Source organism: Micromonospora sp. NPDC023814 (assembly GCF_040639595.1).
Lineage (GTDB): Bacteria > Actinomycetota > Actinomycetes > Mycobacteriales > Micromonosporaceae > Micromonospora.
This window is the reverse complement of sequence record NZ_JBFAAF010000008.1, coordinates 1-12,800: the sequence shown is the minus strand read 5'-3', so window position 1 is coordinate 12,800 and position 12,800 is coordinate 1. Positions and strand designations below refer to the sequence as shown.

The following is a 12,800-nucleotide window of genomic DNA, read 5'->3' as shown; positions in this document are numbered from 1 at the left end:
TCACTCCCACTCGATGGTGCCCGGCGGCTTGCTGGTGACGTCGAGCACCACCCGGTTGACCTCGGCGACCTCGTTGGTGATCCGGGTGGAGATCCGGGCGACCACCTCGTACGGCAGCCGGGACCAGTCGGCGGTCATCGCGTCCTCGCTGGAGACCGGCCGCAGCACCACGGGATGCCCGTAGCTGCGGCCGTCGCCCTGCACCCCGACGCTGCGCACGTCGGCCAGGAGCACCACCGGGAACTGCCAGACGCCCCGGTCCAGCCCGGCGGCGGTCAGCTCCTCGCGGGCGATCAGGTCGGCCTGGCGGAGCAGGTCGAGACGCTCCCGGTCGACCGCGCCGATGATCCGGATCGCCAGGCCGGGCCCCGGGAACGGGTGCCGCCAGACCATCGCCTCCGGCAGGCCGAGCTGGAGGCCGAGCGCCCGGACCTCGTCCTTGAACAGCGTGCGCAGCGGCTCGACCAGGCTGAACTTCAGGTCCTCCGGCAGGCCGCCGACGTTGTGGTGGCTCTTGATGTTGGCGGTGCCGGTGCCACCGCCGGACTCGACCACGTCCGGGTAGAGGGTGCCCTGGACGAGGAACTCGACGTCGCCGTGGGCGGCGATCTCCCGCGCGGCGGCCTCGAAGACCCGGATGAACTCCCGGCCGATGATCTTGCGCTTCTGCTCCGGGTCGGTCACCCCGGCCAGCGCGCCCAGGAACCGGTCGGCGGCGTCGACCACCTTCAGCTTGATGCCGGTGGCGGCGACGTAGTCCTTCTCGACCTGCTCGGCCTCGCCGGCGCGCAGCAGGCCGTGGTCGACGAAGACGCAGGTGAGCTGGTCGCCGACGGCCCGGTGCACCAGCGCGGCGGCCACGGCCGAGTCGACCCCGCCGCTCAGGCCGCAGATGACCTCCTTGTCGCCGACCTGCTCGCGGATCCGGGCGACCTGCTCGTCGATAATGTTCTCGGGCGTCCAGGTCGGCGCGATGCCGGCGATGTCGTAGAGGAAGCGGCGCAGCATCTCCTGGCCGTGCGCGGTGTGCCCGACCTCGGGGTGGAACTGCACGCCGGCCCGGCGGCCGGCCACGTCCTCGAACGCGGCGACCGGCGCGCCCGCCGACTCGGCGGTCACCGCGAAGCCCGCCGGGGCCTCGGTGACGCAGTCGCCGTGGCTCATCCACACCGGCAGGTCGTCCGGCAGTTCGCGGAGCAGCACGCCGGCCTCCGGGCGGGCACGCAGCGGGGTGCCGCCGTACTCGCGGTTGCCGGTGCGGGCCACCGTGCCGCCGAGGGCCTGGGCCATCGCCTGGAAGCCGTAGCAGATGCCGAAGACCGGCACCCCGGAGTCGAACATGCCGGCGTCGATCTGCGGGGCGTCCGGCGCGTAGACGCTGGACGGACCGCCGGAGAGGATGATCGCGGACGGGTCCTTCGCCAGCATCTCGGCGACGGGCATCGAGTGGGGCACGATCTCGGAGTAGACGTTGGCCTCGCGCACCCGGCGCGCGATGAGCTGGGCGTACTGGGCTCCGAAGTCCACCACGAGGACGGGGCGAGGCGTGCTCATGTGCAGAAAGCCTACCCACCGTCACGCCCGCGCCCACGACGGCCCGCCACACGTCACCCCCGCCGCGCGTGATCTTGCACTTTCCGCCCGGACGTGCGGCCCGAAAGCCGCACAACGGGGGCCGAAAGTGCAAAATCGCGGGAGATCAGGGGCGGAGGGCGCCGGGGGCGTGCGGAGGCACCGCCGGGTGGCGCGGGGGCACCGGGTCCATCCGGGCGTACGGGGAGCCCAGGGGCGGGCGGGGGTCCTCCTCGCCCTTGTTGGGCCAGAAGGACATGGCGCGTTCCGCCTGGGCGGTGATGGTCAGCGACGGGTTCACCCCGAGGTTCGCCGACACCGCCGCGCCGTCGACCACGTGCAGCCCCGGGTGGCCGAAGACCCGGTGCCACGGATCGACCACGCCGTCGGCCGGGGTGGCGCCGATCACCGCCCCGCCGAGGATGTGCGCGGTCATCGGGATGTCGAACGGCTCGGTCAGCGTCCCGCCGGGCGTACCGCCGATCTCCTCGGCGAGCAGCCGGGCCGCCCGGTTGCCCGCGGGGATCCACGTCGGGTTGGGCACGCCGTGCCCCGGCTCGGAGACCAGGCGCCGCCCCAGCGGGCCGCGCCGCAACCGGGTGGTCAGCGAGTTGTCCGCCGACTGCATGACCAGGGCGATCACCGTCCGCTCCGACCAGTCGCGCACCGACAGCAGCCGGGCCGCCGGGCCGGGCTGGCGCAGCAGCGTGCCCAGCCAGCGGCGCACCCGGTGCGGGCCGCCGTCGACCAGCAGCGACTGGAGCAGCCCCATCGCGTTGGAGCCCCGCCCGTAGCGGACCGGCTCGACGTGGGTCTGCGGGTCGGGATGGAACGAGCTGGTGATCGCCACCCCCTCGGTGAAGTCGAGCCCGTCGGCGCGGGCCCGCCGGCGGGGCACCGAGGCGCCGAGGATCGCCTCCGAGTTGGTCCGGGTCAGCTCGCCGAGGCGGGGCGAGAGCGCGGGCAGCGCCCCCTCGGCCCGCATCGCGTGCAGCAGCCGCTGCGTGCCGAGGGCGCCGGCCGCGAAGACGACCTGGTCGGCGTGGACCACCTGCCGCCCTGCGCGCGGCCAGGCCCCGGTGCGCACGGTGTGCACCGCGTACCCGCCACCCTCGACCGGGCGCACGGCGGTCACCGTGGTCAGCGGGTGCACCCGGGCACCGAGCCGCTCGGCCAGCCACAGGTAGTTCTTGACCAGGGTGTTCTTCGCGCCGTACCGGCAGCCCGTCATGCACGCGCCGCAGTGCGTGCAGCCGGTGCGCTCCGGGCCGGCGCCGCCGAAGTAGGGGTCGGCGACCCGCTGCCCGGGCCGACCGATGTGCACGCCGACCGGGGTGGCGTGGAAGGTGTGGCCGACCCCCATCCGCTCGGCCACCGCCCGCATCGCCCGGTCCGCAGGAGTGACGACGGGGTACGCGGTGACGCCGAGCATCCGCTTCGCCTGGTCGTAGTGGCGGGCCAACTCGTCGCGCCAGTCGGTGATGCCCCGCCACTGCGGGTCGGCGTAGAAGGCGTCCAGCGGCTCGTAGAGGGTGTTCGCGTAGACCAGCGAGCCGCCGCCCACCCCGGCCCCGGAGAGCACCAGCACCCCGCCGCCGGCCTTCCGGTCGGCCGCCCGCAGCAGGGTGATCCGCTGGAGGCCGTAGCAGCCGAGGCGGGGCGCCCAGAGGAAGCGGCGCAGCCGCCAGGAGGTCTGCGGGAACTCGTCGTCGGCGAAGCGACGCCCGGCCTCCAGCACACCGACCGCATAGCCCTTCTCGGCCAGCCGGAGCGCGGTGACGCTGCCGCCGAAGCCGGACCCGATGACGACCACGTCGTACCGCATGCACGCATCATTACCGCTGAGTAGCCATCGCGCCAGCAAGGGTTTCCGCGCGATCATGCTCCGGTCCGTCGATCCGGGGACGCCCACCCGAACCCGGGCCCGGAGTCCGAACGTTGTCTCACACGGGGGTGTTGCATGGCTCAGGGGACAGGGGCACAGCGCCCGAGGTGGGTGCTGGGGCTCGCCGCCCTCGCGGCGGCGGTGCTGGTGGCCGCCGGCGTGCTGGTGGTCACCCGCCTCGTCGGCGACGACGGGTCACGGCGGACCGGCCCGACCGCCGCCACCGCCACGCCGGCCGCGAGCGCCACGCCGCGCGCGGATCCCACCCCGAGCCCCACGGCGCCGCCGGGCGCCGGCATCACCGGCCCGCTCAACCTCCTGCTGGTCGGGGTGGACACCCGGGTCAGCGTGCCCGGCTGGGAGCCGCACGGCGACGCCGTGCTGGTGGTCCACGTGCCGAAGGGGCTCGACCGGGCGTACCTCTTCTCCCTCCCCCGCGACCTGCTGGTCGACATCCCGGCCTTCCCGAAGGCCGACTACGGCGGCGGGAAGACCAAGCTCACCCACGCGATGAGCTACGGCAGCCGGGTGCCGGGCAAGCCCAAGGAGCCGAGCACCGCCCAGGGGTTCGAGCTGCTGCGCAGCACGGTCAGCGGCTACACCGGGCTGCGCTTCGACGCCGGCGCGGTGCTCACCTTCAACGGCTTCGACAATCTGGTGGACGCCCTCGGCGGGGTGGACCTCTACGTCGACCAGCGGGTGGTCTCGCTGCACCGCCGCCCGGACGGCCGGCACCGGGAGCCCGCCCCGGGCGGCGGCGGCTACGTCGGGCCGCAGATGGTCTACGAGAAGGGCGAGCGGCACCTCACCGGCTGGCAGGCGCTGGACTACGCCCGGCAGCGCTACATCACCGGCGGCGACTACGCCCGGCAGCGCCACCAGCAGCAGCTGGTCAAGGCGCTGGTGACCAAGATCCTCGACGAGGACCTGGCCCGGCAGCCGGAACGCGTCCAGCAGGTGGTGGACGCGCTCGGCGACACGCTGGTCTACGCGGGCGGGCCGCGGATCGTGGACGTCGCGTACGCCCTCGGCGGGCTGTCGCCGGACCGGTTCGTGCTGGTCGGCCTGCCCGGCGAGGGGGTGGGCCAGGGCAGCGCCTACCGGGGCGAGCAGCTCGAGCCGACCGGCCGGAAGTTCCTCACCGAGCTGCGCGCCGGCCGGGCGGACGCGTACCTCGCCGCCCACCCGGAGCTGCGCGTCAAGGGCTGACCGTCGTCACAGCGGCTCGGGCCGGGCGGGGCGCTCGGTGCCGCGCAACCAGTCGTCGAAGAGGTCGTCGAGCTTCTTGCCCGAGACCCGCTCGGCCAGCGCGACGAACTCGGCCGTGGTGGCGTTGGCGTCCCGCTTCTGCGCCGCCCACGTCCTCAGGATCTCGAAGAACGCCTTGTCGCCGACGGCCACCCGCAGCGCGTGCACGGTCATCCCGCCGCGCTGGTAGACCGACTCGCTGAACAGGTTCGCCACCCCCGGCTCGCCGGGCGGCGTCCGCCAGACCTGGCCGGACGAGCCGGCGTACCGGTCGTCGAACGCCTGCTGGGCGGTGCGCCCGCCGTCGTGCTCGGCCCAGAGCCACTCGGCGTACGTGGCGAGCCCCTCGTTGAGCCAGATGTCCTGCCACCTCGCCAGCGACACGCTGTTGCCGAACCACTGGTGGGCCAGCTCGTGCGCGACCACCCCGGTGTTCTCGCCGCTGCGGAAGAAGCCCGCCGAGTAGACCGGGCGGCTCTGCGTCTCCAGGGCGTACCGGATCCGGGCGTCGGAGATCACCACGCCGCCGTACGCCCCGAACGGGTACGGCCCGAACACGCTCTCCAGATAGTCGGCCACCTCGACCGTGTCGGCGATCGACCGGTCCGCCGCACCCTCCGGCAGGGCGGTGGTGACCGCGTGGAACACCGGCCGCCCCTTGTGCTCACCCTCCGTGATCCGGAACTTTCCGATCACGACGGTGCTGAGGTAGCTCGCCATCGGGCTGCGCTCCGCCCACTTCCAGGTGGTCCAGTCGCCGGCCGTGCTCGTCCCCGCCGGCACGCCGTTGCTGACCGCCGTCAGTCCCTTCGGGACGGTGATCTCGAAGTCGTAGGTGGCCTTGTCCGAGGGGTGGTCGTTGACCGGGAACCAGGTGCTCGCCGACTCGGGCTGGCCGAGCGCGATGGCGCCGTCGGCGGTGTGCAGGAAGCCTCCGACACCGAGGGTCTCGTTGCGCAGCGGCTCCGGCTCGCCCTCGTACGCGATCTCGGCGACGAAGCCGTTGCCCGCGATCAGGCCGCTGGCCGGCGTGACCACCAGCTCGTCGTCCTTGCGGCTGTGCTTCGCCGGGGCGCCGTCCACCGTCACCGACCGCACGGTCAGCCCGGCCAGGTCCAGGTTGAACGCCGACAGGTCCTTCGTCGCCGCCGCCTGGAGCGTGGTGGTGCCGGTGAGCCGGTCCTGCTCCGGGTGGTAGCGGACCCTGACCGTGTAGCGGCTGACGTCGTACCCGCCGTTGCCGTAGGTCGGGAAGTACTCGTCGCCGACGCCGGCCGCCCCGGGCTTGAACTGGCGGGCCGCGCTCGGCGACGCGGCGGTCGTGGTCGGGGCCGGTTCGTCGGCCGACCCGCACCCGGTCAACCCGAGCGCCCCGATCAGCAGCAGGCCGGTGCCCGCGCGCAGAAGCCGCCGCGACAGCGTCATCGCCTCGTCCCTTCCCCTGTGCCGCCGGCTGCCCCACCGGCGACCCCGTGCCGGACCCGCGCCCGGCCCGTCCGGCGGCAGCCTACCGAGCGGCCCTGGGAGCCGCGTCAGGGCACGGCGGGGGCGGACCGGCCGACGAGCCAGGCGTCGAAGAGCTGGCGCAGGGACCTCCCGGAGACCCGTTCGGCCAGGGCGACCAGGTCGTCGGTGGTGGCGTTGCCGCCCCGCCGCTCGGCCGTCCAGGTGCGCAGGATGCGGAAGAACGCGTCGTCGCCGACCGTGCGGCGCAGCGCGTGCACGGTGAGCGCCCCGCGCTTGTAGACGGTCGTGCCGAACAGCCCCGACCGTCCGGGGTCGACGACCGGGCGGGACCAGTCGGTGGCGGCGTACTCCAGTTCGAAGGTGCGCTGCGCGGTGCGACCGCCGTCGTGCTCCTCCCACAGCCACTCCGCGTAGCTGGCGAAGCCCTCGTTGAGCCAGATGTCGCCCCAGCGGGTCAGCGTCACGCTGTTGCCGAACCACTGGTGGGCCAGCTCGTGCGCGACCACTCCGAGGTTGGGGCGACCGCTGCGGAAGAAGCCGGGCCCGTAGACCGGTCGGGACTGGGTCTCGAGCGCGTAGCCGACCCGGTCGTCGGTGACCACGACCCCACCGTAGGCGTCGAACGGGTACGGCCCGAACCGGCTGGCCAGGAAGTCGGCGATCTCGCCGGTACGGGCGAGCGAGGCGGCCTCGGGGCCGGTGGCCGGCAGGTGCGCCGGCACGGCGGTGACCATCGGCTTGCCGGCGTGCGTGCCGGTCTGCACCCGGTAGTCGCCGATCACCAGCGTGGTGAGGTAGCTGGCCATCGGCGCCGGCTCGGCCCACCGCCAGGTGGTCCAGCCGTCGGCGCTCGTCCTCTCCCCCGGCACCCCGTTGCTCACCGCGGCCAGCCCGTCCGGGACGGTCACCTCGATGTCGTACGTGGCCTTGTCCGACGGGTGGTCGTTGACCGGGAACCAGGTGGCCGCCGACCAGGGCTGCCCGAGCGCGATCGCGCCGTCGGCGGTGTGCAGGAACCCGCCGGTGCCGAGCTGCCCGTCGGCCTTCGCGGTCGGCACGCCCGAGTAGTCCACCTCGACCGCGAACTGCCGGCCCTGCGGGAGCCCGTGGCGCGGGGTCACCACCAGCTCGTCGCCGTCGCGCCGGTGCTCGGTGCGGGTGCCGCCCATCGTGACCGCGGCGACGTCGAGGCCGGCGAGGTCGAGGGTGAACCGGGACAGCCCGTGCACCGCCGTCGCCACGACCTTCGCCCGCCCGGTCAACCGGTCGGTCGCCGGGTCGTACCGGACCGCCAGGCGGTAGTGCGAGACGTCGTACCCGCCGTTTCCGGCGCCCGGCACGTACGGGTCGGCGAGGTCGACGCTGCCCGGGCGCAGACCGTCGCGCCCGCCCCGCCGGTCGGCGGCATCGGTGGTGCAGGCGACCAGCAGCGCGAGCGCCGCCGCCACGGCGACGAGCGTCGGGCGGATCCGGGCAGGAGTACGACGCACCGGCCGAGCCTATCGGCGCGACCGGTGCGTGCGGTGCTTCTTCGTGCGGTCAGCGGTCGAGGACCAGGCCGACCTTCTGGAACTCCTTGAGGTCGCGGTAGCCGCACTTGGCCATCGCCCGGCGCAGCCCGCCGAAGAGGTTGAGCTGGCCGTCCGGCTCGTCCGCCGGGCCGAAGAGCAGCTGCTCCATCGACCCCAGCGGCTCGCCGGCCACCTCGAACGCGCCCCGGGGCAGCGACGGGTGGCTGGCGGCGGAGTGCCACCAGGCGCCGCCGGCCGGCGCCTCCGCGCAGAGCGACAGCGGCTCGCCGAGCATCACCGCGTCCGCGCCGCAGCCGAGGGCCTTCGCGATGTCGCCCGAGGTCTGGATGTCGCCGTCGGCGATCAGGTGCACGTACCGGCCGCCGGTCTCGTCGAGGTAGTCCCGGCGGGCCGCGGCGGCGTCGGCGATCGCGGTCGCCATCGGCACCCGGATGCCGAGCACGGAGTCCGTGGTCGACCAGTCGTCGCCGCCGATGCCGACGATCACCCCGGCCGCGCCGGTGCGCATCAGGTGCAGCGCCGTCTTGTAGTCCGTGCAGCCGCCGACGATGACCGGGAGGTCCAGGTCGGCGATGAACTCCTTGAGGTTCAGCGGCTCCTCGGTGGTGGAGACGTGCTCGGCCGAGACGATGGTGCCCTGGATGACCAGGATGTCCACGCCGGCGTCGAGGATCACCGGGGCCAGCGCCAGGGTGTGCTGCGGGCTGACCCGGACGGCCACCGTCCCGCCGCCGGCGCGCAGCTCACGGACCCGCTCGGCGATCAGGTCGGGGCGGATCGGCTCCGCGTAAAACTCCTGGAGCCGCTTGGTGGCACGGGCGTCCTCGCCCAGCGCGGACAGCTCCTCCAGGACCTTCGTCGGGTTCTCGTAGCGGGTCCACAGGCCCTCGACGTTGAGCACGCCGAGACCCCCGAGCTGGCCGAGCCGGACGGCGGACGCCGGGCTCATCGTCGCGTCGGAGGGGTGCCCGACGCAGGGGATGCCGAACTGGTACGCGTCGAGCTGCCAGGCGGTGGATACGTCGTCGACGTCCCGCGTCCGGCGGCTCGGCACGATGGCGATGTCGTCCAGGTGGTAACCGCGCTGCGCGGTCTTGCCCAGCCCGATCTCGACCACGTCACGCATGGGGGACTCCAGTTGTCACAGGGGGGATGGTCAGCGGGAGTGGTAGTTGGGCGCCTCGACCGTCATCTGGATGTCGTGCGGGTGGCTCTCCTTGAGCCCGGCCGCCGTGATCCGGATGAGCTGACCGCGGCGGTGCAGCTCGGGGATGCTCTCCGCGCCGATGTACCCCATCGCCGCGCGCAGCCCGCCGATGAGCTGGTGGGCGACGGCGGACAGCGGGCCGCGGTAGGGCACCTGGCCCTCGACGCCCTCGGGGACCAGCTTGTCCTCGGCGAGCACGTCCTGCTGGAAGTAGCGGTCCTTCGAGTAGGACTTGGCCTGGCCCCGGGACTGCATCGCGCCGAGCGAGCCCATGCCCCGGTACGCCTTGTACTGCTTGCCGTTGATGAAGATCAGCTCGCCGGGGCTCTCCTCGCAGCCGGCCAGCAGGCTGCCGAGCATCACCGTGTCGGCGCCCGCGACCAGCGCCTTGGCGATGTCGCCCGAGTACTGGATGCCGCCGTCGCCGATCACGGGGACGCCGGCCGGCCGCGCGGCGCGGGCGGCCTCCATGATCGCGGTGATCTGCGGTACGCCGACCCCGGCGACGATCCGGGTGGTGCAGATGGCACCCGGGCCGACCCCGACCTTCACGCCGTCGGCGCCCGCGTCGACCAGCGCCTTCGCGCCGGCGTACGTGGCCACGTTGCCGCCGACGATGTCGATCGTGACGTCCTTCTTGAGCTGGCGGACCATGTCCAGCACCGCCCGCTGGTGGCCGTGCGCGGTGTCCACGATCAGCACGTCGACGCCCGCGTCGACCAGCGCCCGCGCCCGCTTGTACGCGTCGTCGCCCACCCCGACGGCGGCGGCGACCCGCAGCCGGCCGGCGTCGTCCTTGGTGGCGTTCGGGTACTGCTCGCTCTTGGTGAAGTCCTTGACCGTGATCAGCCCGCGCAGCCGGCCCGACTCGTCGACGATCGGCAGCTTCTCGACCTTGTGCTGGCGCAGCAGGCCCAGGGCGTCGTCCTTGCTCACCCCGACCGAGGCGGTGATCAGCGGGGTGCGGGTCATGATCTCGCGGACCGGGGTGGCCGGGTCGGAGACGAAGCGCATGTCGCGGTTGGTGACGATGCCGACCAGCTGGCCCTCGCCGTCCACCACGGGCACGCCGGAGATGCGGTAGCGCCCGCAGAGCGCGTCGACGTCCCGCAGGGTGTCGTTGGGGCTGGCGGTCACCGGGTTGGTGATCATGCCGGACTCGGAGCGCTTGACCAGGTCGACCTGGAGGGCCTGGTCCTCCAGGGAGAGGTTGCGGTGCAGCACGCCGATGCCGCCCTGGCGGGCCATCGCGATCGCCATCCGCGCCTCGGTCACCGTGTCCATCGCGCTGGAGAGCAGCGGGACGCTCAGGTTGATGTTGCGGGTCAGCTTCGTCACCGTGTTGACCCGGCTGGGCACCACGTCCGACTCGCCCGGCTGGAGCAGCACGTCGTCGAAGGTCAGGCCGAGCGGGACCACCCGGGCCGAGCCGGCGGGCAACTCCGGCAGGTGGCCGCCCAGCTCGCCGCTGTCGGCGGCGGTCGGCAGATCGGTGCTGGGCGAAATTTCCACGATTGCTCCCCTGAGCTGCTCGGACGGGCTTCAGCGAGGTGGCGCGGGCGGGCGCCGGCGCACGCCGGGTGACTGCGCGTCGTCCCATCGTACCCACTGACCTGGGCCGCCCCCGCCGGTGGCGGCGCAGGTCACCGACGGCCCGGGGGCGGACGCGGCCCCGGCGTTGGGTCTACGGTGAGGGGGTGCACGACGAGCCCATCGACCCCTTCAACGGCGACCCGGCCGACCCGGCCGCCGGTCTGCACGATCCGGGCGACGACGCCCCGCTCGACCCGCTGACCGACGTCGAGCGGCAGGACGTGCTGGAGGACCTCGCCGACCTGGAGATCTACCAGGCGCTGCTGGCGCCGATCGGGGTGCGCGGGCTGGTCATCGAGTGCGAGGACTGCCGGGAGCCGCACTACTTCGACTGGGACCTGCTCCGGGGCAACCTGCGTCACCTGCTCAGCTCCGGGCGGCCCCGGGTGCACGAGCCGGCCTACGACCCCGACCCGGACCACTACGTCACCTGGGACTACGCCCGGGGCTACGCGGACGGCGTGCACGACACCCTGACCGAGGGCTCGGACGAGGAGCCCGGCACGGAGAGCTGAGGCACGGCCGCCGCCGCGGGGGCACCGGCCGCCGGCCACCCCCGACAGTTCACCGGCCCGGCACCGCACGCTCGGCACCGAGCGGCAGCGGGCGGCCGCGCTCGCCAGCCCATCGGCCCGGCGTCCCGGGCCCAGGCCACCGGCCCGGTATTCCGGGCTCAGGCCACCAGCCCGGCCCGGAAACCGGCGGCCACGGCGTGCGCGCGGTCCCGGGCGCCGAGCTTGCGGAACAGCCGGCGGGCGTGGGTCTTCACCGTGTCCTCCGAGACGAACAGTTCGCGGCCGATCTCGGCGTTGCTCTTGCCCTCCGCCATGCCGAGCAGCACCTGGAGTTCGCGCTCGGTCAGCCCGATCTGGGACCGGCCGCCACGCGCGCCGGGCGCGCCCCGCTGCCCCGCGGGCACCGACTCCGCCGGCTCACCGGCCGGGTCGGCCGGGTCGGCGGGGTCGTCGCCGCGTTGCGCCGGCACCACGGTCGGCGCGCCGCCCGCGCCGTCCGCGGACGGGGTCGACCAGGCGGGGCCCGGGTCGGCCGGCGGCCGGCCGGCCGGGGTGGCGCGGGCGGGCCCGCCGACCGCCGCGGTGTCCCGCGCCGGGTCGGTGATCCGGCTCCGGGTCGCCCGGCCGGGGGCGACGAGCAGCAGCAGGGCCTTGGCCACCGCGCTGGTCAGGTCGTGGTCCGCGCCCTGGATCAGGCCCCGGGCGCCGGCGCTGATGGTGGCGGCGGCCGCCTCCGACTCCTCGGTGCCGAGCAGCAGCACGGAGGCCTGCGGCGCGCGGGCGAGCACCCGGCGCACGAAGCCCGCGCTGTCCGGCCGGGTGAGGGCCGTGTCCGCCAGCACCACGTCGGCCGGACGCTCGGCCAGACGCAACATCACCTCGGGATCGGAGACGGCGGTCCGCACGACGGCGGACAGCCCGAGCCGGGCCGCCGCGGACGTCAGATGCTGCGCCGCAAGCGGTGTCCGAACGCACACGAGAACCGTACGCACAGTGGTCTCCTCTCCGCCCACGAGCAGACCATGACCGAGTCCGGTCGCGAGGAGGTTCCCGGCAATCCTCCGAACTTTTCCGACAAGTAGGGCATATGCCGCTAGTTGCCCGAGGTTTTCGATCACCGATGTGTGAGCCGGGAAAAGCTCGGGTACGGAGCATCCAGGCCGGAAACGGCGCGCCTGCGCGGACCGCCGCCCGGACGCCGGTTCACATGGATCTCCGCGGTGCCGCGCGGGAGGAGGGGTGCTGATGTCGAACGTACGTAGACTGCCCGGACCCATCGTCGATCTCTGGGACTGGCAGCGGCTCGGTGCCTGCCGGGGCCGGGACAGCGCACAGTTCTTCCATCCCGACGGCGAGCGCGGCTCGTCGCGCCTGCGCCGCGAGTCCGGCGCCAAGGCCGTCTGCCGCACCTGCCCCGTCCGGGCCGAGTGCGCCGCGCACGCCCTCTCCGTCCGGGAGCCGTACGGCGTGTGGGGCGGCTTCAGCGAGTCCGAGCGGCTGCGGCTGCTCGCCGTCGGCTGGGAGGACCTGGCCGACCGCCGCCAGACCCGGGTCGACATCGCCCGCCTGGAGGCCCGCCTGGGCCGGCCGCACAAGTCGACCGTCCCGGCCCAGCGCAAGATCGCCTGAGCCCGGCCACCCGAGGACCACGCCGACGCCGCGCCCCCGCCCGGGGCGCGGCGTCGCGCCGTCCCAGGTCCACGGGCGGCGCGCCGCCGGCGCCCTTTCTTTTCGTCCCGAGCAGGAAGGAACCCCGATCGTGTACGTCGTGAGCAGGCAGG

General features: G+C 74.0%; 10 protein-coding genes. 3 read left to right on the top strand and 7 right to left on the bottom strand.

Annotation, left to right across the window (positions count from 1 at the left end; translation table 11 throughout):
• Complete coding sequence (gene guaA, locus AB0G14_RS06160; RefSeq protein ID WP_357694274.1) at window positions 1-1,554, bottom strand: glutamine-hydrolyzing GMP synthase; 1,554 nt, start codon at window positions 1,552-1,554, stop codon at window positions 1-3.
• 145 nt (window positions 1,555-1,699) lie between these two features.
• Entirely contained in the window at window positions 1,700-3,397 is a 1,698-nt protein-coding gene (locus AB0G14_RS06155) for a GMC family oxidoreductase (protein ID WP_357694272.1), read from the bottom strand.
• Window positions 3,398-3,532: 135 nt separating this feature from the next.
• Between AB0G14_RS06155 and AB0G14_RS06150 the strand changes: the two genes are divergently transcribed.
• Window positions 3,533-4,666 (top strand): LCP family protein, encoded by a 1,134-nt coding sequence (locus AB0G14_RS06150; RefSeq protein ID WP_357694270.1) that lies wholly within the window; start codon window positions 3,533-3,535, stop codon window positions 4,664-4,666.
• Window positions 4,667-4,672: 6 nt separating this feature from the next.
• Here the strand turns inward: AB0G14_RS06150 and AB0G14_RS06145 are convergent, their stop codons facing one another.
• The 4 genes from AB0G14_RS06145 to guaB all read right to left on the bottom strand — a co-directional run bounded on the left by AB0G14_RS06145 (window position 4,673) and on the right by guaB (window position 10,423).
• Window positions 4,673-6,130 carry a M1 family metallopeptidase gene (locus tag AB0G14_RS06145; RefSeq protein WP_357694268.1) on the bottom strand — a complete coding sequence of 486 codons (1,458 nt, stop codon included), beginning with the start codon at window positions 6,128-6,130 and terminating at the stop codon, window positions 4,673-4,675.
• A gap of 107 nt (window positions 6,131-6,237) precedes the next feature.
• Complete coding sequence (locus tag AB0G14_RS06140) at window positions 6,238-7,662, bottom strand: M1 family metallopeptidase (RefSeq protein WP_357694266.1); 1,425 nt, start codon at window positions 7,660-7,662, stop codon at window positions 6,238-6,240.
• Between the two features lie 49 nt (window positions 7,663-7,711).
• Window positions 7,712-8,830: a GuaB3 family IMP dehydrogenase-related protein gene (locus AB0G14_RS06135; RefSeq protein ID WP_357694264.1), complete on the bottom strand. Its 1,119-nt coding sequence runs from the start codon at window positions 8,828-8,830 to the stop codon at window positions 7,712-7,714.
• Window positions 8,831-8,860: 30 nt separating this feature from the next.
• Window positions 8,861-10,423, bottom strand: coding sequence for an IMP dehydrogenase (guaB, locus tag AB0G14_RS06130; protein ID WP_357694262.1), 1,563 nt, complete (start codon window positions 10,421-10,423; stop codon window positions 8,861-8,863).
• A gap of 185 nt (window positions 10,424-10,608) precedes the next feature.
• Between guaB and AB0G14_RS06125 the strand changes: the two genes are divergently transcribed.
• The gene (locus tag AB0G14_RS06125; protein ID WP_357455387.1) at window positions 10,609-11,019 is read left to right on the top strand and encodes a DUF5319 domain-containing protein; all 411 of its coding nucleotides are present in this window, start codon (window positions 10,609-10,611) and stop codon (window positions 11,017-11,019) included.
• 158 nt (window positions 11,020-11,177) lie between these two features.
• On the opposite strand, the gene AB0G14_RS06120 is transcribed toward AB0G14_RS06125, so the two are convergent.
• Window positions 11,178-12,011: a helix-turn-helix transcriptional regulator gene (locus AB0G14_RS06120; RefSeq protein WP_357694259.1), complete on the bottom strand. Its 834-nt coding sequence runs from the start codon at window positions 12,009-12,011 to the stop codon at window positions 11,178-11,180.
• Between the two features lie 253 nt (window positions 12,012-12,264).
• Here AB0G14_RS06120 and AB0G14_RS06115 point away from each other — a divergent pair, with 253 nt between their 5' ends.
• Window positions 12,265-12,648 (top strand): WhiB family transcriptional regulator, encoded by a 384-nt coding sequence (locus AB0G14_RS06115; protein WP_350679881.1) that lies wholly within the window; start codon window positions 12,265-12,267, stop codon window positions 12,646-12,648.
• Window positions 12,649-12,800 lie beyond the last annotated feature (152 nt).

Excerpts from the sequence above, each read along its gene's own strand:
- AB0G14_RS06115 (WP_350679881.1), top strand. The coding sequence starts at position 12,265 with ATGTCGAACGTACGTAGACTGCCCGGACCCATCGTCGATCTCTGGGAC.
- AB0G14_RS06145 (WP_357694268.1), bottom strand. The coding sequence starts at position 6,130 with ATGACGCTGTCGCGGCGGCTTCTGCGCGCGGGCACCGGCCTGCTGCTG.
- AB0G14_RS06150 (WP_357694270.1), top strand. The coding sequence starts at position 3,533 with ATGGCTCAGGGGACAGGGGCACAGCGCCCGAGGTGGGTGCTGGGGCTC.
- guaA (WP_357694274.1), bottom strand. The coding sequence starts at position 1,554 with ATGAGCACGCCTCGCCCCGTCCTCGTGGTGGACTTCGGAGCCCAGTAC.
- AB0G14_RS06135 (WP_357694264.1), bottom strand. The coding sequence starts at position 8,830 with ATGCGTGACGTGGTCGAGATCGGGCTGGGCAAGACCGCGCAGCGCGGT.
- AB0G14_RS06155 (WP_357694272.1), bottom strand. The coding sequence starts at position 3,397 with ATGCGGTACGACGTGGTCGTCATCGGGTCCGGCTTCGGCGGCAGCGTC.